The sequence below is a fragment of the Allobosea sp. 47.2.35 genome, from assembly GCF_024655635.1.
Lineage (GTDB): Bacteria > Pseudomonadota > Alphaproteobacteria > Rhizobiales > Beijerinckiaceae > Allobosea.
Genome location: NZ_JANLGI010000017.1, coordinates 36,572 through 52,767, shown reverse-complemented (window position 1 = coordinate 52,767; position 16,196 = coordinate 36,572). Strand labels below are relative to the sequence as shown.

The window sequence follows — 16,196 nt, the reverse complement described above, 5'->3', positions numbered from 1 at the left end:
CTCCGGTCAGGCGCTTGCGATGGCTTGTGCTCGCGTGAGCGTCTCGACCACGTCGCAGCCCATGTAGATGAACGAGGTCACGCCGGCCTTGTTCAAGGCTTCGGTCTCGGCCGGGCGGCCGGCGAGCCAGACCGTCGCGCCAGCCTTGGCTAGCGCCTCGGCTGTGGCAGCGCCTTCGGCGGCATAGGCCGCGTCAGAGCCGCACAGGCAGGCGAGCTTAGCGCCGGACGCGCGGAACGCGCCGACGAGGGCGTCGAGATCCGTCGCACCGTCCTTGGCGAAACCGTCTCCGCTGGGGGCTGCGAGGCCGCCTGCCTCGAACAGGTTGCGGGCAAAGCCGGCGCGGGCCGTGAAATCGGCGATCGGGCCGAGCGTCGCCAGGAAGACGACCGGACGCTGCGGCTGGGCATCGGCCTTGTCGCGCAAGGCCTCGAACGGCTCCGCCAGCCGCAACGAGGGCAGGGGCTCGGCGCGCAAGCCGGCGGCGGGTGCGGCCAGCGCATCGGCCCGGCCGGCGCCGTCGACGAAGGAGCGGATGATCTCGCCCTGGTTTCGTTCCGCGAGGCTGCCTTGCACGCGCTTGCCGTCGAGCTTGATCGGCGCGATGGCGAGGACTTTCGCCGCTTCCTCGCGGATATTCGGGAATTCGCTGGTTCCGGTGATCGGCTCGCGCCGCGTCGCTACGGCCTTCGCGCGGGCGGCGCGCTGTTCGGCGAGCGTCTTCTGGATATGACCATCGACCAAGGCCGCGACGATGCCGCCGAGATCGCCGCTGCGCTGCCGCTCGATCTCCTGGAAGGCCTGCCAGCCCTGCTCGCACAATGCCTGCGTCAGCGTCTCGAACCCGCCGGCACCGGCCGCGGGATCGGCGACGCGCCAGAGGTTGCTCTCTTCGAGCAGGATGAGCTGCGTGTTGCGGGCGACACGGCGCGCGAAGGCATCGGGCAGGCCGAGTGCGGCGGTGAAGGGCTGGGCGGCGATCGAATCGGCGCCGCCGACACCGGCCGCGAAGGCCGCGACGGTGCCGCGCAGCAGATTGACGTTCGGATCACGCTTCGTCAGTGAGCGCCACGCCGTCTCGGCATGGATGCGAGCCGGCTTCGGCGTCAGGCCGCAGGCCTGCTGGATGCGGTCCCAGAGCAGGCGCGCGGCGCGGAATTTGGCCACCGTCAGGAACTCGTCGGTATCTGCGACCAGCGTGAAGGCCAGTGCATCGCGCGCCTCCGACAGCGATAGGCCCTGTGCTTCGAGCGCGCGCAGATAGGCAACCGACGTAGCAAGCATCGCGCCGAACTCCTGCGCCTCGCTGGCGCCGGCCTCGTGATAGGGGCGGCTGTCGATCTCGATGAACGGGCCGGCAAAGCCGCGCTCCTTCAGCGTGCGGATCGTCGCCGCAAGCCGGCGGCCGAGTTCGGGCCAGGGGGCGGCGAGCGAGCCGCGGCTGGCGAAGACACCGATCGGGTCGAGGCCGAAGGAGACCGAAATCTCGCTCGCCGCATGGCCACGCTTCTCGATCAGGGCAGCCAGCAAAAGGGCATTGATGCGGCCCTGCGGGGCGGGGTCGAGGCGCAGATGGATCAGGTCCAGCATCACGCCCTGGAGTGCAGCATCGAGCGTCGCGACATCGTCGGCGACAAGGCCGTAGCCGCGCGCCGCCAGCGCTCCGGCGAAGCTGATGGTAAGAGTATCGGCGCCGCCTTCGAGATCGGCGAGGGTGAGCGCTCGCGCTTCGCCGGGCTGCGGATGGTCGAGCCGGCCGGCGACATGCCAGCGCCCGGTCTCGGCACGCAGAGCGCGTTGGGGCGCTGCGGCGGCCGGGTAGAGCGGCTCGATGCGGATGCCGTCGGCGGTGCGGCCGACGAGCTTCCTCTCGAAATCGGCGCCCTTCAGGACCTTGTCGACAGCCGCGCGCCACGCGTCATGCGACGGCGCCGCGAAAGCGTCGAGATAGGGAAGGTCGGATGGGGCAGCCGAGTTCATGCGCGCCGATACTCCTCTTCCGCATAGTGTGCAGCCGTGGAGTGCTGATTGCCATGGGTGCGCGCGCACCGCCATCCCTACTTCGTCGCAAGGCAGGTGCGAGAATGCAAAAACGCCGCGGCGCTATCCTGAGACGGCACCGCGGCGTTCGAGTGTTTCGGCTGAGATCAGACGAACTGGCCGAGGCCCGGGATCGCGCCGACGATGGCGCCCATCGCGTCCTCGCCGGCCTTCTCGCGGCCGACGGCGAACATTTCCTTCGAGACGCTCTGGATCTGGCCCATGGAAAGGCCCGCACCCATGAGCTGGCCGCCGAGCGCCATCACGCCGCCGCCACCGCCCATCAGGCCGCCGATCGCGCCGAGCATGCCACCCTTGGCGCCGCCTTCGGCATCGGCAAGCTCCTGCGCGCCCGGCAGGGCCGCCATCAGCTGGCCGATCTCGGCCGCCGGGCCTTCCTTCTGCAGGAAGGCGAGGATGATGCCGACGCCCTTGCGGGCGAGCTCTTCGTTGATGCCGGCGGCCGCAGCCACGCGCGTGAGCAGTTCTTCCATGGACCTAAAACCCCTCGCCAAACGGCTTCGTCACGAAGCCTTCGAAAAATAGTTTACATATTTACGATCTCATTTCCAACGGTCATTGGGCTTCCGCCTTCTGCGTCGTTTGGTTACACCCTTGCCGTACCGGCACCAAACCTCATGGGCGAATTTCAATGGCGAATGACGGCGCGATTCTGATCGGCAAGAGCGGCAAGCCTGAAAACCTCTTGCTGAAACTCGCCAATCGCCATGGGCTAGTCACCGGCGCGACGGGTACCGGCAAGACCGTGACGCTGCAGGTCATGGCCGAGGGCTTCGCGCGCAACGGCGTCCCGGTCTTCGCGGCCGATATCAAGGGCGATCTCTCCGGCATCGTCGCACCCGGCGATTCCAAGCCGCCCTTCGTCAACCGGGCCAAGGAACTCGGCCTGAAATACGAGCCGGACCAGTTCACCACCGTCTTCTGGGACGTGTTCGGCGAGCAGGGCCACCCGGTCCGTGCCACCATTTCCGAGATGGGTCCGCTGCTGCTGGCGCGCTTGCTCGATCTCAATGATACGCAGGAGGGCGTGCTCAACATCGCCTTCCGCATCGCCGACGAGCAGAAGCTCCTGCTGCTCGATCTCAAGGACCTGCGCGCGATCCTGACCTTCATCGCGGACAATGCGAAGGATCTGACGACGAAATACGGCAACGTCAGTGCGACAACGGTCGGCACGATCCAGCGCGCGCTGCTGGTGCTGGAAAACCAGAAGGGCGATCTCTTCTTCGGCGAGCCGGCGCTCGACATCAACGACCTGATGAAGACGGATCGCGACGGCCGCGGCATCGTCAACATCCTCGCCGCCGACAAGCTGATGAACAATCCGCGGCTTTACGCGACCTTCCTGCTCTGGCTGCTCTCGGAGCTGTTCGAGCAGTTGCCCGAGGTCGGCGATCTCGACAAGCCGAAGCTCGTCTTCTTCTTCGACGAGGCGCATCTGCTCTTCAACGGCGCGCCGAAGGCTCTGCTGACGGCAGTCGAGCAGGTCGTGCGCCTGATCCGCTCGAAGGGTGTCGGCGTCTATTTCGTCACGCAGAACCCGCTCGATATCCCCGATACGGTGCTGGCCCAGCTCGGCAACCGCGTCCAGCACGCGCTGCGCGCCTTCACCCCGCGCGACCAGAAGGCGGTGCGCGCCGCCGCCGAGACCTTCCGCCAGAACCCGAAGATCAAGACCGAGGAGGCGATCAGCCAGCTCGCGGTCGGCGAGGCGCTGGTCTCGATGCTGGAAGGCAAGGGCTCGCCCGAGATGGTCGAGCGCGCCCTGATCGCGCCGCCGATGGCGCAGGTCGGCCCCTGCTCGCCGCAGCAGCGCCAGCAGGCGATCAACGCGTCCCCGGGGAAGGGCAAATACGAGACCATGCTCGACCGCGAGTCGGCCTATGAGATCTTGCTGGCGCGCAAGAACCTCAATCCGGACGGTTCGCCGGTCGAGGCCTCGGCGGATGGTGGGGGCGGCGGCATCCTCGATACGATCGGCGGCTGGCTCGGCGGCGGCGCCCCCCAGCAGCGCCCGAAGACCGGGCCAGGCTCGCGCGGCGGCCCGCTGCCGCAGAGCATGGCCGAGAAGATCATCACCTCGGCCGCCCGCTCGGCCGCGACCTCGATCGGCCGGCAGGTCGGCACGGCGATCCTGCGGGGGATTCTCGGGTCGATGTCGGGCGGAAAACGCTGAAGGCTGCTCACGGCATCATTCTCGGGCGGAGCGAAGCGAAGACCGAAGAATCTCGTGACGAGAAGGCACTGGTTTGCGAGCTGCTCAGGTCAAGCCCGAGCGTGACGGCGGGTGGTCATGCACCCGTCGCGAAGTCGTAGAGCAGCTTGAGGTTCAGCGCGATGATGATCGCGGCGATGATGGCCGCGGTCAGGCTGAGCCAGCGCGGAGCGACGAGCGCGCCCATCTTGGTCTTCGACGCGGTGAACATAACCAGCGGCACCACCGCAAAGGGCAATTGCAGGCTGAGGATGACCTGGCTCAGGATCAGGAGCTTGGCCGTCTGCCCCTCGCCATAGATCATCGTCACCGCAATCGCCGGTACGATGGCGACGAGGCGTGTCACCAGCCGCCGCATCCAGGCGGCCAGGCGGATGCGCAGGAAGCCTTCCATCACGATCTGGCCGGCCATCGTCGCGGTCACCGTCGAGTTCAGGCCGCAGCAGAGCAACGCGATGGCGAAGAGCGTCGGTGCAATCGAGGCGCCGAGCAGAGGCTGCAGCAGTTCCTGCGCCCGGCCGAGTTCGGCGACGTTGGTGTGGCCGGTCTTGTGGAAGGTCGCGGCGGCCAGGATCAGGATCGAGGCGTTGATGAAGAGTGCGAAGCATAGCGCGACGGTGGAATCGATCGTCGCGAATTTCAGCGCCTCGCGCTTCTCCTGCACAGTCTCGCCATAGGCGCGGGTCTGCACGATGCCGGAATGCAGGTAGAGGTTATGCGGCATAACTGTCGCGCCGATGATGCCGAGCGCGATGTAGAGCATGTTCGGGTTGGTCACGATCTCGGTCGTCGGCGCGAAGCCGCGGATGACTTCGCCCCAGTTCGGATCGGCCAACGCGATCTGGAAGCCGAAGCACACCGCGATGACAACGAGCAGCGTGATGATGAAGGCTTCGATCCAGCGGAAGCCGCGCGTCTGGAGCCACAGGATAACGAAGACGTCGAAGGCGGTGATCAGGACGCCGATTTCCAGCGGGATGCCGAAGAGCAGGTTGAGGCCGATTGCGGTGCCGATCACCTCGGCCAGATCGGTCGCGCAGATCGCAAGCTCGGCGAGCAGCCAGAGCGGCCAGGCCATATAGGGCGGATAGGCGTCGCGGCAGGCCTGGGCGAGGTCGCGGCCGGAGGCGATGGCGAGCCGCGCGCAGAGCGATTGCAGGGTGATCGCCATCAGGTTGGAGATCAGCGCGACGACGAGAAGCGTGTAGCCGTACTGGGCACCGCCTGCGAGCGAGGTCGCCCAGTTGCCCGGGTCCATGTAGCCGACGGCGACGAGATAGCCCGGCCCGAAGAAGGCAAGGAACTTGCGCCAGTTCGACGAAGTCGGAGCCACCTTGATGGTGCGGAAGACATCCGTCAGCGAAGGTTCGCCACGCGATCGAAGCCAGATGGAGGCGGATTCCGTGGAACTCTCCGACATGGCAAGGCCTTGGCGACTTGATTGCAATAAGCGGTATAGGCTCCGGGTGCGCATGTCAATGCAGTTGCGAATGGTTAGCAACTAGCGCTTGGTCGGGCAGGCGAGGCTTGTCCGGCATGCGTGAACATGGGCTGACGCCTGCACCTAGCCTTGCCATGATGCCGTCATCTGAATCGCATCCGATGGCTGCCATGACCAAGCTTCCCGCCATTCTCGCCCGTCTCGACGACGGGCTCGACGCCTCGCTCGACCGTCTCTCCACCTGGCTCGAAATCCCCTCGATCGGCACCGATCCGGCCTTCAATGCGCAGACCCGCGCCGCCGCCGAATGGCTGCGGGCCGATCTGGAAGAGCTCGGCTTCAAGGCCGAACTGCGCGAGACCGGCGGGCATCCTGTCGTCCTCGCCCATCGCCCCAAGCCGGGTGCGCCGCACGCGTTGTTCTACGGCCACTACGACGTCCAGCCGGTCGACCCCGTCAGCCTCTGGGACACCGATCCGTTCAAGCCGATGGTCCGCGAGCTGGAGCCCGGCCGCAAGATCATCTCGGCGCGGGGCGCCTGCGACGACAAGGGCCAGGTGATGACCTTCATCGAGGCGGTTCGTGCGACGCTGGCCGAGACTGGCGACTTGCCGATCGGCTTGACCATCCTCGTCGAGGGCGAGGAGGAGTCGGGCTCGGTCAATCTTCCCGGCTACATCAAGGCCAATGCCGCCGAGCTGAAGGCGGACTACGCGCTCGTCTGCGACACCGGCATGTGGGACCGCGAGACCCCGCTGATCACCTCGACGCTGCGCGGCATGGTCTATCAGGAGGTCACGCTGACGGCAGCCGATCGCGACCTGCATTCCGGCCTGTTCGGCGGCGCGGCCGCCAACCCGATCCATCTCCTCGCGCGTATTCTCGGCGAGATCCATGACGAGACCGGCCGCATCACCATTCCCGGCTTCTACGAGGGCGTGCACGAGCCGACCAATGCCCAGAAGGCCGAGTGGGCCGATCTCAACCTGACCGAGAAGGAATTCCTCGGCCAGGTGGGCTTGAAGCACTCGATCGGCGAGAAGGGCCGGATGCTGATCGAGCAGATCCAGTCGCGCCCGACCTGCGACGTCAACGGCATCTGGGGCGGCTATACTGGGGAGGGCAGCAAGACGGTCATTCCGGGCCAGGCCTCGGCCAAGGTCTCGTTCCGCCTCGTCGGCGATCAGGACCCGGCCAAGATCGCCGCCGCCTTCCACCAGTTCATCCGCGAGCGCCTGCCCGAGGACATGACGGCCGAGTTCATCAGCCATTCCGGCTCGCCGGCACTCGCCGTGCCGGTCGATTCGCCGGTGCTCCAGAAGGCACGCGTCGCGCTTGCTGAGGAATGGGGCGGGCGTGTCGTCTCGATCGGCAGCGGCGGCTCGATCCCGGTCGGCGGCGATTTCAAGCGCACGCTCGGCATCGACACGCTCTTCGTCGGTTTCGGCCTCGACGATGACCGCGTTCATTCGCCCAACGAGAAATACGACCTGTCTTCCTTCCACAAGGGCCAGCGCTCCTGGGCCCGCATCTTGCAAGCTCTCGGTTCATGAAATCTGTCTGTGTTTTCTGCGGTTCCAATCCCGGCAATGACCCCGTCTATGCGGCGGGTGCCCGCGCCATGGGCGCGGAGATCGTCCGGCGCGGCCTGACGCTGGTTTATGGCGGCGGCGCGGTCGGCCTGATGGGCATCGTCGCCAATGCGGCGATGGAGGCCGGCGGCGAGGTCCACGGTGTCATCCCCAAGGCGCTGAGGGACAAGGAGGTCGGCCATGTCGGGCTGACCCGGCTCGAGGTCGTCGACACCATGCACACCCGCAAGGCGCGCATGGCCGAACTCTCGGACGGCTTCATCGCCATGCCCGGCGGCATCGGCACCTTCGAGGAACTGTTCGAGATCTGGACCTGGGGCCAGCTCGGCATTCACGCCAAGCCGCTCGGCCTGCTCAATGTCGCCGGCTTCTACGATCCGCTGGCGACCTTCCTCGACCGCACCGTCGAGGCCGGTTTCCTCAAGCAGAACCACCGGGCGATGGCGATGACCGACACCGAGCCGGCGACGCTGCTCGACCGGATGCAGAACTACGTCCCGGCTGCGACCTATAAGTGGATCGAGAAGGAGCAGGCCTGATACCGGTCACGCGATACATCTCAGGATTGTAGGAATTTTGTCCTTGACATCGTCGCGCTGATCCGGTAGAGATCAGGAACGCTCACGAAATCTGCCCGAACGAAGCCGCCGCGCTCCCCAGCCGGCGGCTTTTTCGTGCCTTCATCGGGAAGGATGCGATGGCCGAAGAGGACGAGACAACGCCGCAGCTGGCTGCAGGGCTGAAATCCAAACGGAAAGCGATCTCGCGCAAGGCGGTGGTGGGCCAGCTCTGGCGCGCCGCCAAGCGCCAGATCGACACGCATGAGGAGCATCTCGCCGACCTGCCGAAGGGCACGACCGCGAGCGAGGCCGACGCCAAGGCGCTCGCCGTGCTCGCCCGCACCGTGCGCGAGCTGGTCGCGATCGAGGAGCCCCCTGCCACGAGGAAGGACAAGCGCTCGGATGACCCTTCCGCTGCCGACGATCTGCGACATGTCGCACAGCTCCGTCAGGATCTTGCTCGACGTCTTGAAGCGCTGGCCGCTCAGGACGCGCGTGAGAATCCTCAAGAAGCTGATGCCGACGGCGACGGCGGATGACGTCGAGCTCATTCGCAGCACCTGGGAGATCTGGGCGCGCCCCGATCAATTGCCGCCCGAACCGCTGAAGCCGATCTGGCTGGTGCTGGGCGGGCGCGGCGCCGGCAAGACCCGCACTGGCGCCGAATGGGTCAGGGGCATGGCGCTGGGCCACCCGCCCTTCGCGGATATGCCGACAGAGCGGATCGCCCTCGTTGGCGAGACGCAAGGACAGGTCCGCGACGTGATGATCGAGGGCGTCTCCGGGTTGCTATCGATTCACAACCGCTGGGAGCGCCCGGTCTGGCAGCCCTCGCTGCGCCGTCTGCAGTGGACGAACGGCGCGATCGCGCAGGTCTTCACCGCTGAAGACCCGGAGGGCCTGCGCGGCCCGCAATTCGGCGCCGCCTGGTCCGATGAGCTGGCGAAATGGCCGAACCTCGGGGAGTGCTGGGATATGCTGCAATTCGGTCTGCGCCTTGGCGACCATCCCCGCCAGGTCGTGACGACGACGCCTCGTCCGCTGCCATTGGTGAAGCGCCTGCTGGTCGAACCTCATGTCGCGGTAAGCCGGGCGCGGACGCAGGACAACCGCTACAACCTCGCCGCCGAGTTCGTCCGCACGGTCACGCAGACCTACGGCGGCACGCGGCTCGGCCGACAGGAGCTCGACGGCGAGATCGTCGAGGAAAGCCCGGACGCGCTCTGGACGCGGGCCATGATCGAGGCGGCACGCGAGCCCAAGACGCCCGCGCTCGCCCGCATCGCGGTTGCCGTCGATCCTCCCGCGACCTCTTCGCAGCGGGCGGATCGGTGCGGGCTCGTCGTCGCCGGCCTCGATCATGACGGTGTCGGCCATGTGCTGGAGGACGCGACCTTGGCCGGCGCGCGACCGCAGGAATGGGCGGAGAGGGCGGTCACGCTCTATCGTCGCCACGAGGCGGATGCGCTCGTCGTCGAGGTCAACCAGGGCGGCGAGATGGTCGAGAGCATCATCCGCGAGGTCGATGCCGGCGTGCCCGTGGTCTCCGTGCGGGCGACGCGCGGCAAGTATCTGCGCGCCGAGCCGGTCGCCGCGCTCTATGCACAGGGACGCGTGCGCCATGCCGGGGCCTTTCCCGCGCTCGAGGACGAGATGTGTGCCTTCGGGCCGCGCGGCCTCGAAACCGGCCGCTCGCCGGACCGGCTCGACGCACTCGTCTGGGCGCTGACCCATCTGATGCTGGCGCCGAAGGCCCGGCCGCGGGTGCGGGGCATCTAGCCCTTCGCTTCCTCCACGCTCAAACAGCGAGACATCCATGTTCGATTTTCTTCGCAGCCTGCGCGGCCGAGCCGCGCCGGGCCAGAAGCGCTCGCGCGTCGGGCCGCTGATCGCGCTGCACGAAGCCGGGCGCGCCGTCTGGACGCCCCGCGACTATGTCGCGCTCTCGCGGGAGGGCTATGAGCGCAATCCGGTCGTGCATCGCTGCATCCGCCTGATCGCGGAAGCGGCCGCGCAGACCCCGCTCGTGGCCAAGCTCGGCACGCGCGAGGTACCGGAGCATCCGGCGCTTGCCCTGATCGAGCGGCCCAATCCGCGGCAGGGCGGCATCGCCTTCCGCGAGATGCTGGTCGGCCACCTGCTCGTTGCCGGCAACGCCTATGTCGAGGCGGTCAGCGCTGGCCGCGAGCCGCGCGAACTCTATGCGCTCCGGCCCGACCGGATGCGCGTCGTGCCCGGCCGCGACGGCTGGCCGGAAGCCTATGATTATGCGGTCGGCGGCGACACGGTGCGCTTCCGGCAGGACGAGGGCGGCCTGCCGCCGATCCTGCACCTGACGCTGTTCCACCCCGTCGACGACCATTACGGCCTGTCGCCGATCGAAGCTGCCGCGGTGTCGCTCGACATCCACAATGCCGCCGGAAGCTGGCACAAGGCCCTGCTCGACAATGCCGCGCGGCCTTCCGGCGCGCTGGTCTATGACGGGCCGGAAGGCGCGACGCTGACCGAGGCGCAGTTCGAGCGCCTCAAGCAGGAGCTGGAAGACTCTTTCCAAGGCGCCCGCAATGCCGGCCGGCCGCTGCTGCTCGAAGGCGGGCTCGATTGGAAGCCGCTCTCGCTGACGCCGGCGGAGCTGGATTTCGTCGCCGCCAAGGGCGTCGCGGCCCGTGAGATCGCGCTCGCCTTCGGCGTGCCTCCGCTGCTGCTCGGCCTGCCCGGCGACAACACCCACGCCAATTTCGCCGAGGCCAACCGGGCGCTCTGGCGCCAGACCGTCATTCCGCTGGTGCGCCGGACGGCGCAGTCGCTGGCGCAATGGCTTGGGCCCGCCTTCGGCGACGAACTCACGCTAGAGCCCGATCTCGATGCGATCGAGGCGCTGGCCGAGGAGCGGGAATCGCTCTGGCGGCGGCTCGGCGCTGCCGCCTTCCTCGACGAGGACGAGAAGCGCGAGGCCGTCGGCTACGGCCGGCGCGCCTCCGGGAAGGAGACCTCATGAACATGCTCGAACAGGTCGTCGCGGCCTTCGTCGGCCGTGCCGATGTTGGCCATCTCGGCCTGCTGCTCTGGGCGGCGAGCGCTTCGGGATTGGCCTGGCTCGTCCTGCGCGAGTTGACCGCCGCCAATCGCCGCTTCGACGATTTCGTCCGCGAACTCAACCGCTTCAACGCACGCCACGAGGGGGACCCGTCATGAAAGGCAGAAACGGCGCAACCAAGCCGCCGCCCAAGGCTCCCGCACAGCCAGCCCGCGTGGGAAGGGCGTCGCGCAGTGGCGCGCCTGTCGAGACCTTCAGCCGCTTCGTCAGCCAGCTCGCGAAGCTTGAGACCGGGCGAACGAAGGGCGGCCGGGACGGCGCGGAGAGCGATCGATGATGCCGCGCAGCTCGGCCCGCGCCTCGTTCGAATCCAAGCTGCTGCCGCTCCAGCCGGCCCGGATCGGGCTGGACGGCGTCTTCGAAGGTTATGCCAGCCTCTTCCGCATCCCCGATCTCGGCAAGGACATCGTCGAGCCCGGCGCCTTCCGCGAGAGCCTGCAAAGGCGTGGGCCGGCCGGTGTGAAGATGCTCTGGCAGCACGACCCGGCCGAGCCGATCGGCCGCTGGTCGAGCCTGGTCGAGGATAGCCGCGGACTGTTCGTGCGCGGCCGGTTGTCGCTCGCCGTCGCCCGGGCCCGCGAGCTCCACGCGCTGATGCGGGATGGCGCGATCGACGGGCTCTCGATCGGCTTTCGCCACGAGAAGGCCCGTACCGAACCGCGAACCGGCCTGCGCCGGCTCGAACGCATTGATCTATGGGAGGTGTCGATCGTGACATTCCCGATGCTGCCGCAGGCCCGGATCGCCGCCGTCAAGGCGACCAGGCCCTCCGCGTTCATCTGACCCATCACCCCCGAGGAGAGACCATGAGCCATCTCAACACCGCGCCCGAGACCAAGGCCGCCGGCGGCGATCTCGCGCTGGCTTTCGAGGACCTGCGCTACACGCTGGAGAACTACCGCGCCACCAACGAGGAGCGCCTCGCCGGCCTGGAGGCGCGCCAGAGTGTCGATCCGCTGACCGAGGAGAAGCTCGTCCGCATGGATGCGGCGCTCGACGACACCATGCGCCGCATCGACCGGCTGACGCTGGAGCGCGCCCGCCCGGCGCTCGGTCATGACGGCCCGCGTGATCCGCTGACGGCGGAGCACAAGGCGGCTTTCGCTTCTTACGTCCGCACCGGCGAGGCCGGCGGCCTGAAGCGGCTGGAATCCAAGGCGCTCTCGGCCGGCTCCGGCCCGGATGGCGGCTATCTCGCCCCGGCGACCGTCGAGGGCGAGATCCTGCGTCGCCTCGCCAATGTCTCGCCGATCCGCTCACTCGCCACGGTTCGCACGATCTCGTCCGGCACCTACAAGAAGGCTTTTTCGACGACCGGCCCGGCTTCCGGCTGGGTGGCCGAGACGGCGGCGCGGCCGCAAGGCGCTTCGCCGACCCTGGCCGAGCTCTCCTTCCCGGCCATGGAACTCTACGCCATGCCGGCCGCGACCCAGACGCTGCTCGACGATGCAATCGTGGATATCGACCAGTGGATCGCCGAGGAGGTCGAGAGCGCTTTCGCCGAGCAGGAGGGTGCGGCCTTCGTCACCGGCGACGGCGTCGACAAGCCGAAGGGTTTCCTGGCCTATCCGACCGTCGCCGATGCCAGCTGGAGCTGGGGCAATATCGGCGTGCTCAATACGGGCGTCGCCGGTGCGTTCCCGGCTTCGAACCCCTCCGACGTGCTGGTCGATCTCGTCTATGCGCTGAAGGCGGGCTTCCGCCAGAACGCCTCCTTCGTGATGAATCGCAAGACGCAGGCGGCCGTCCGCAAGTTCAAGGACGCCAACGGCCATTATCTCTGGCAGCCCCCGGCCTCGGCCGGCGCGCCGGCGACGCTGCTCGGCTTCCCGCTTGCCGAAGCGGAGGACATGCCGAACATCGCCAATAACGCGGTCTCGATCGCCTTCGGCGATTTCCGGCGTGGCTATCTCGTCGTCGACCGGGCCGGCGTGCGCATCCTGCGCGATCCCTATTCCGCCAAGCCCTATGTGTTGTTCTACACGACCAAGCGCGTCGGCGGCGGCGTGCAGGACTTCGCCGCGATCAAGGGGTTGAAATTCGCCGTCTAGGGCTGATCAGCGCGAGAACCACCAGCTGAAGGCGGCGCGCGGCTCGGCGGCCTGCTCCGGGGGCGCTTCGCTGCCGAGCGAGCGTAGCCGCGCGGTGCCTTCGGCGATCCAGCTGCGATAATCGCTGACCGGCGTAATCGCGGTGAAGCCGCCGCAGATGCGGCGCGCTTGCGTCTTCAGCGGGCCGCTGGACCAGCTGACGATGCCGACGAGATCACGCGAGCGGGCCCCGCTGCCGCGCAGCACCGGCCCGCCGGAATCGCCACGGCAGGCGCCGGCTCCCGGCGTCTCGCCGCGGTTCTCGGCATCGACTGCGACCTTGACGGTATTCTGGGTGGTGTAGTTGCCGGCATTGACGAGCTGCGTCTCACGCAGTCGCCGTGCCGTGCGCTTGTTGTTCTCCGCCGAGAGCCCGTAGCCGGCCATGGTGACGGTTTCGCCCTGCCAGAGACCGCTGCCGAGCGTCAAAGGCTGTATATCGCCAGGCAGGGGTTGCGCCAGACGCAGCAGGGCAAGGTCGGTGCCGGGCTGGGTGCGCGGCGTCGTTCCCGGCACGAAGCTCGGGTGCGGCAGCACCGCGACCACCATCTGGCGGCGCGCCCGGAAACGGGTGTCGAGGCTGACGACGCTGATCGAGCCGCCGCCCATCAGGCAATGCGCCGCCGTGAGAATGATTTCAGGGGCGATCACCGCTCCCGAGCAGAGCTCGCCGCGGCTCGTCTCGACCCGGACGGTCGAGGCGCGGGCGCCGAGCGCATCGCGCGAATCGACGCCGCCGACCACGGCAAGTGCCGGTTGAACGGCACTGGCGGCAAGGAAGCAGGCAAGAGCAAGTGACGAGCGCGAGATCATGAAACGAACCAATGGACCGGCCCATCAATCTAGGCTGTGGCGCGGTACAGTCCAGCCCTTCCGTCAGCTGCCGCGCGTCCAGCGGGCGCTTTCGCCCCATTTCGACAGGGTGGAATCGATCCAGCCTCGCTGCGGCGCCACCAGCACGCCCTGGCTGAGCAGCCCGCATTGGCGCCCGGAGGGCCCGGTCGACCAGCTCGTGACGGCGACGACGCCGTCATCGCCGAAGATCGGCCCGCCGGAATCGCCCTGGCAGGCGCCGGCGCCGGGTCGCTTGCCGCCGCCAGCCCCGTCGGCCGCCCAGAGCAGGATGCGGCCGGGGCCGTAGGGCTCGACCGTCGTCAGCGCTGCTGAACGATAGGTGCCCGTGCTGCGGGCCTCACCCTCACGGGAGACGCCGTAGCCGGCGAGCGTGACGCTGCTGCCGGCTCGCGGCAGCGAACCGTCGACGAGCGTGGCCACGCTGAACTGGCCGGGCAGGGGCTCGGCCAGCCGGACCAGCGCGAGGTCGATTGTGCGGCGGCGGCTGCGGATCGCGCCGGCGTCGAACTCGGGATGCATCGCGACCGATGACGGCACGACGAGGACGGGCTCGCCACCCTGGCGCCAGTGAACCCGCAATTCCGCGCCGCCGGCCGCGCAATGCGCTGCGGTCAGGATGGCGCGCGCCGACAGGACGATGCCGGTGCAGACCCCGCCGCGGGCGTTGAGAACCATCAAGGTCGAGCCGGCTTCCGGCCCGCCCTCCTGCCCAGCGACGACGGCTTGTGCCGGCAGGCTCCCGAAACCTGCGGCGGCGCAGGCGATGCCGATGGCGACGATCCGGTTGGCGATGTGCATCGGGTGCTCCTCTCCGAGAGGGCGCTGAATAGCGCGCCCGGCGCCGCAGATGAACCCTCTCGGCCGCAGCTTCGCAGTCGAATCCATGAAATCGAACGAATGAAGGGAGCGCCCATGACGCCGCTTGCCCTGGGCCCACCGGTGATGGAGCCGGTGACGCTCACTGAAGCCCGCCAGTTTCTGCGCCTCGATCAAACCGATGAGGACGCCTTGCTTGCTACGCTCATTACCGCGGCCCGGCTGATGATCGAGGCAGCGTCCGGCCGCTGCCTGATCGAGCAGCCTTGGCGCATCGTGCTGGATCGTTGGCCTGCGGGTGGCGTGATCCGCCTGCCGCTCTCACCGCTGCTACGGATCGAGGCCGCGCGTGTCTACGACGTATTGGGTGCGGCGCAGGCCGTCGCAACCGCTTCTCTGACCCCGGACAAGGCTGCCGATCCGCCGGTCATCCGCCTGACGGGCGAGGTACCCGAGATCGGTCGGGCCCATGGCGCGATCGAGATCGATATCGTCGTCGGCTTCGGGGCAACGGCTGCGGCCGTGCCGGCGCCGCTGCGGCAGGCGGTGCTGCGCCTTGCCGCCCGCTGGTTCGAGCAGCGCGGCGACGTCGCCGGGCGCGATGCACAAGCCTTGCCGGCCGCGATCGCCGCACTGGTCGCGCCGTTTCGCCGCGGGAGGCTCTGAAGATGGCGCAGGAACCCGCGGTCATCGGCCGGATGCGGCGCCGGCTCGTGCTGGAGGCGCCGGTCGCATCGCCGGACGGGCTCGGCGGAGCCACGCAGGTCTTCGAGGCCGTCGCTGCGCTCTGGGCTCAGGTCGAGTGGACTTCCGGCACCGAGGCCTGGCGGCAGGGCCGGCCTGAGCAGTCACGCAACTATCGTATCACGATGCGCTGGCGCGATGACGTCGATGCCGGCCGCCGCCTGCGCGATGGCGATCGCCTGTTCGACATTCGCTCCGCGGCCGACCCCGATGGTGCGCGCCGGCGTCTGATCTGCCTCGCCGAGGAGGTGACGCCATGAGCGGCGCCATCCTCGCCCTGCGCGCGGCCGTCCAGGCGCGCCTGGTGGCGAACGCCAGTCTGGCCACGCTGATCGGATCCGACCGCATCTTCGACGAGGCTCCGCGCGCGGCGCGCGGGCTCTATGTCGTCCATGGCGACGTCGAGGCACGCGACTGGTCGACCGGCAGCGACGGGGGCTGCGAGCAGGAATTCGCGCTCGTCGTCTGGGCCGCACAGAGCGGCTCGTCACGGCAGGCGCTGGAAGCCGCAGGCCTGATCGTCGCTGCGCTCGATCAGGTCGACCTCACCCTGGACGGGCATGCGCTGGTCAATCTGCGCTGGCTGTCGAGCCGACTCGCTCGCGAGGCCCGCAATGGATTGGCTCAGGTGACGATCCGCTTCCGCGCCGCCACCGAAACGCTCTAGGCCATTGTTTTATCGCATTTTCTTCACGCGAACCGGCCTCCACTTCGCTCGAAAATGC

General features: G+C 68.2%; 17 protein-coding genes. 12 read left to right on the top strand and 5 right to left on the bottom strand.

Annotated features, from left to right (window positions below):
* Positions 1–6: 6 nt before the first annotated feature.
* Both NUV79_RS19355 and NUV79_RS19350 read right to left on the bottom strand, forming a co-directional pair.
* Positions 7–1,980: a methylmalonyl-CoA mutase subunit beta gene (locus tag NUV79_RS19355; RefSeq protein WP_257734699.1), complete on the bottom strand. Its 1,974-nt coding sequence runs from the start codon at positions 1,978–1,980 to the stop codon at positions 7–9.
* A gap of 167 nt (positions 1,981–2,147) precedes the next feature.
* The gene (locus tag NUV79_RS19350; RefSeq protein WP_257734698.1) at positions 2,148–2,534 is read right to left on the bottom strand and encodes a DUF2267 domain-containing protein; all 387 of its coding nucleotides are present in this window, start codon (positions 2,532–2,534) and stop codon (positions 2,148–2,150) included.
* Between the two features lie 158 nt (positions 2,535–2,692).
* On the opposite strand from NUV79_RS19350, the gene NUV79_RS19345 reads away from it, so the two are divergent.
* Positions 2,693–4,237 carry a DUF853 domain-containing protein gene (locus NUV79_RS19345; RefSeq protein ID WP_257734697.1) on the top strand — a complete coding sequence of 515 codons (1,545 nt, stop codon included), beginning with the start codon at positions 2,693–2,695 and terminating at the stop codon, positions 4,235–4,237.
* A gap of 115 nt (positions 4,238–4,352) precedes the next feature.
* Here NUV79_RS19345 and NUV79_RS19340 read toward each other — a convergent pair whose 3' ends face one another.
* Positions 4,353–5,696 carry an Nramp family divalent metal transporter gene (locus NUV79_RS19340; protein WP_257734696.1) on the bottom strand — a complete coding sequence of 448 codons (1,344 nt, stop codon included), beginning with the start codon at positions 5,694–5,696 and terminating at the stop codon, positions 4,353–4,355.
* A gap of 191 nt (positions 5,697–5,887) precedes the next feature.
* On the opposite strand from NUV79_RS19340, the gene NUV79_RS19335 reads away from it, so the two are divergent.
* From NUV79_RS19335 to NUV79_RS19300, 8 genes are all read left to right on the top strand, one after another.
* The gene (locus tag NUV79_RS19335; protein ID WP_257734695.1) at positions 5,888–7,270 is read left to right on the top strand and encodes a M20/M25/M40 family metallo-hydrolase; all 1,383 of its coding nucleotides are present in this window, start codon (positions 5,888–5,890) and stop codon (positions 7,268–7,270) included.
* Positions 7,267–7,848, top strand: coding sequence for an LOG family protein (locus NUV79_RS19330; RefSeq protein WP_257734694.1), 582 nt, complete (start codon positions 7,267–7,269; stop codon positions 7,846–7,848). The genes NUV79_RS19335 and NUV79_RS19330 overlap by 4 nt, the downstream gene beginning before the upstream one ends.
* 158 nt (positions 7,849–8,006) lie before the next feature.
* Positions 8,007–8,408, top strand: coding sequence for a hypothetical protein (locus NUV79_RS19325; RefSeq protein WP_257734693.1), 402 nt, complete (start codon positions 8,007–8,009; stop codon positions 8,406–8,408).
* The gene (locus tag NUV79_RS19320) at positions 8,386–9,648 is read left to right on the top strand and encodes a DNA-packaging protein (RefSeq protein WP_257734765.1); all 1,263 of its coding nucleotides are present in this window, start codon (positions 8,386–8,388) and stop codon (positions 9,646–9,648) included. The genes NUV79_RS19325 and NUV79_RS19320 overlap by 23 nt, the downstream gene beginning before the upstream one ends.
* Before the next feature lie 37 nt (positions 9,649–9,685).
* Positions 9,686–10,867, top strand: coding sequence for a phage portal protein (locus NUV79_RS19315; protein WP_257734692.1), 1,182 nt, complete (start codon positions 9,686–9,688; stop codon positions 10,865–10,867).
* On the top strand, positions 10,864–11,064 hold the full coding sequence (locus tag NUV79_RS19310; protein WP_170843290.1) for a hypothetical protein: 201 nt from the start codon (positions 10,864–10,866) through the stop codon (positions 11,062–11,064). Before NUV79_RS19315 ends, NUV79_RS19310 begins: the two co-directional genes overlap by 4 nt.
* 175 nt (positions 11,065–11,239) lie before the next feature.
* Positions 11,240–11,749 (top strand): HK97 family phage prohead protease, encoded by a 510-nt coding sequence (locus NUV79_RS19305; RefSeq protein WP_257734691.1) that lies wholly within the window; start codon positions 11,240–11,242, stop codon positions 11,747–11,749.
* 23 nt (positions 11,750–11,772) lie between these two features.
* The gene (locus NUV79_RS19300) at positions 11,773–13,017 is read left to right on the top strand and encodes a phage major capsid protein (protein WP_257734690.1); all 1,245 of its coding nucleotides are present in this window, start codon (positions 11,773–11,775) and stop codon (positions 13,015–13,017) included.
* Between the two features lie 6 nt (positions 13,018–13,023).
* Here NUV79_RS19300 and NUV79_RS19295 read toward each other — a convergent pair whose 3' ends face one another.
* Together NUV79_RS19295 and NUV79_RS19290 are read right to left on the bottom strand one after the other, a co-directional pair.
* Complete coding sequence (locus NUV79_RS19295) at positions 13,024–13,869, bottom strand: S1 family peptidase (protein WP_257734689.1); 846 nt, start codon at positions 13,867–13,869, stop codon at positions 13,024–13,026.
* Between the two features lie 63 nt (positions 13,870–13,932).
* On the bottom strand, positions 13,933–14,709 hold the full coding sequence (locus NUV79_RS19290; protein WP_257734688.1) for a S1 family peptidase: 777 nt from the start codon (positions 14,707–14,709) through the stop codon (positions 13,933–13,935).
* 114 nt (positions 14,710–14,823) lie between these two features.
* Here NUV79_RS19290 and NUV79_RS19285 point away from each other — a divergent pair, with 114 nt between their 5' ends.
* From NUV79_RS19285 to NUV79_RS19275, 3 genes are read left to right on the top strand one after another with little or no spacing between them, the layout of a single operon-like run.
* Positions 14,824–15,393, top strand: coding sequence for a head-tail connector protein (locus NUV79_RS19285; RefSeq protein WP_257734687.1), 570 nt, complete (start codon positions 14,824–14,826; stop codon positions 15,391–15,393).
* Positions 15,394–15,395: 2 nt separating this feature from the next.
* On the top strand, positions 15,396–15,731 hold the full coding sequence (locus NUV79_RS19280) for a phage head closure protein (RefSeq protein WP_257734686.1): 336 nt from the start codon (positions 15,396–15,398) through the stop codon (positions 15,729–15,731).
* Positions 15,728–16,138, top strand: coding sequence for a DUF3168 domain-containing protein (locus tag NUV79_RS19275; protein ID WP_257734685.1), 411 nt, complete (start codon positions 15,728–15,730; stop codon positions 16,136–16,138). The genes NUV79_RS19280 and NUV79_RS19275 overlap by 4 nt, the downstream gene beginning before the upstream one ends.
* Positions 16,139–16,196: the final 58 nt, after the last annotated feature.

Coding starts and splice junctions, on each gene's coding strand:
- NUV79_RS19355 (WP_257734699.1), bottom strand. CDS start 1,980: ATGAACTCGGCTGCCCCATCCGACCTTCCCTATCTCGACGCTTTCGCG.
- NUV79_RS19350 (WP_257734698.1), bottom strand. CDS start 2,534: ATGGAAGAACTGCTCACGCGCGTGGCTGCGGCCGCCGGCATCAACGAA.
- NUV79_RS19345 (WP_257734697.1), top strand. CDS start 2,693: ATGGCGAATGACGGCGCGATTCTGATCGGCAAGAGCGGCAAGCCTGAA.
- NUV79_RS19340 (WP_257734696.1), bottom strand. CDS start 5,696: ATGTCGGAGAGTTCCACGGAATCCGCCTCCATCTGGCTTCGATCGCGT.
- NUV79_RS19335 (WP_257734695.1), top strand. CDS start 5,888: ATGACCAAGCTTCCCGCCATTCTCGCCCGTCTCGACGACGGGCTCGAC.
- NUV79_RS19330 (WP_257734694.1), top strand. CDS start 7,267: ATGAAATCTGTCTGTGTTTTCTGCGGTTCCAATCCCGGCAATGACCCC.
- NUV79_RS19325 (WP_257734693.1), top strand. CDS start 8,007: ATGGCCGAAGAGGACGAGACAACGCCGCAGCTGGCTGCAGGGCTGAAA.
- NUV79_RS19320 (WP_257734765.1), top strand. CDS start 8,386: ATGCCGACGGCGACGGCGGATGACGTCGAGCTCATTCGCAGCACCTGG.
- NUV79_RS19315 (WP_257734692.1), top strand. CDS start 9,686: ATGTTCGATTTTCTTCGCAGCCTGCGCGGCCGAGCCGCGCCGGGCCAG.
- NUV79_RS19310 (WP_170843290.1), top strand. CDS start 10,864: ATGAACATGCTCGAACAGGTCGTCGCGGCCTTCGTCGGCCGTGCCGAT.
- NUV79_RS19305 (WP_257734691.1), top strand. CDS start 11,240: ATGATGCCGCGCAGCTCGGCCCGCGCCTCGTTCGAATCCAAGCTGCTG.
- NUV79_RS19300 (WP_257734690.1), top strand. CDS start 11,773: ATGAGCCATCTCAACACCGCGCCCGAGACCAAGGCCGCCGGCGGCGAT.
- NUV79_RS19295 (WP_257734689.1), bottom strand. CDS start 13,869: ATGATCTCGCGCTCGTCACTTGCTCTTGCCTGCTTCCTTGCCGCCAGT.
- NUV79_RS19290 (WP_257734688.1), bottom strand. CDS start 14,709: ATGCACATCGCCAACCGGATCGTCGCCATCGGCATCGCCTGCGCCGCC.
- NUV79_RS19285 (WP_257734687.1), top strand. CDS start 14,824: ATGACGCCGCTTGCCCTGGGCCCACCGGTGATGGAGCCGGTGACGCTC.
- NUV79_RS19280 (WP_257734686.1), top strand. CDS start 15,396: ATGGCGCAGGAACCCGCGGTCATCGGCCGGATGCGGCGCCGGCTCGTG.
- NUV79_RS19275 (WP_257734685.1), top strand. CDS start 15,728: ATGAGCGGCGCCATCCTCGCCCTGCGCGCGGCCGTCCAGGCGCGCCTG.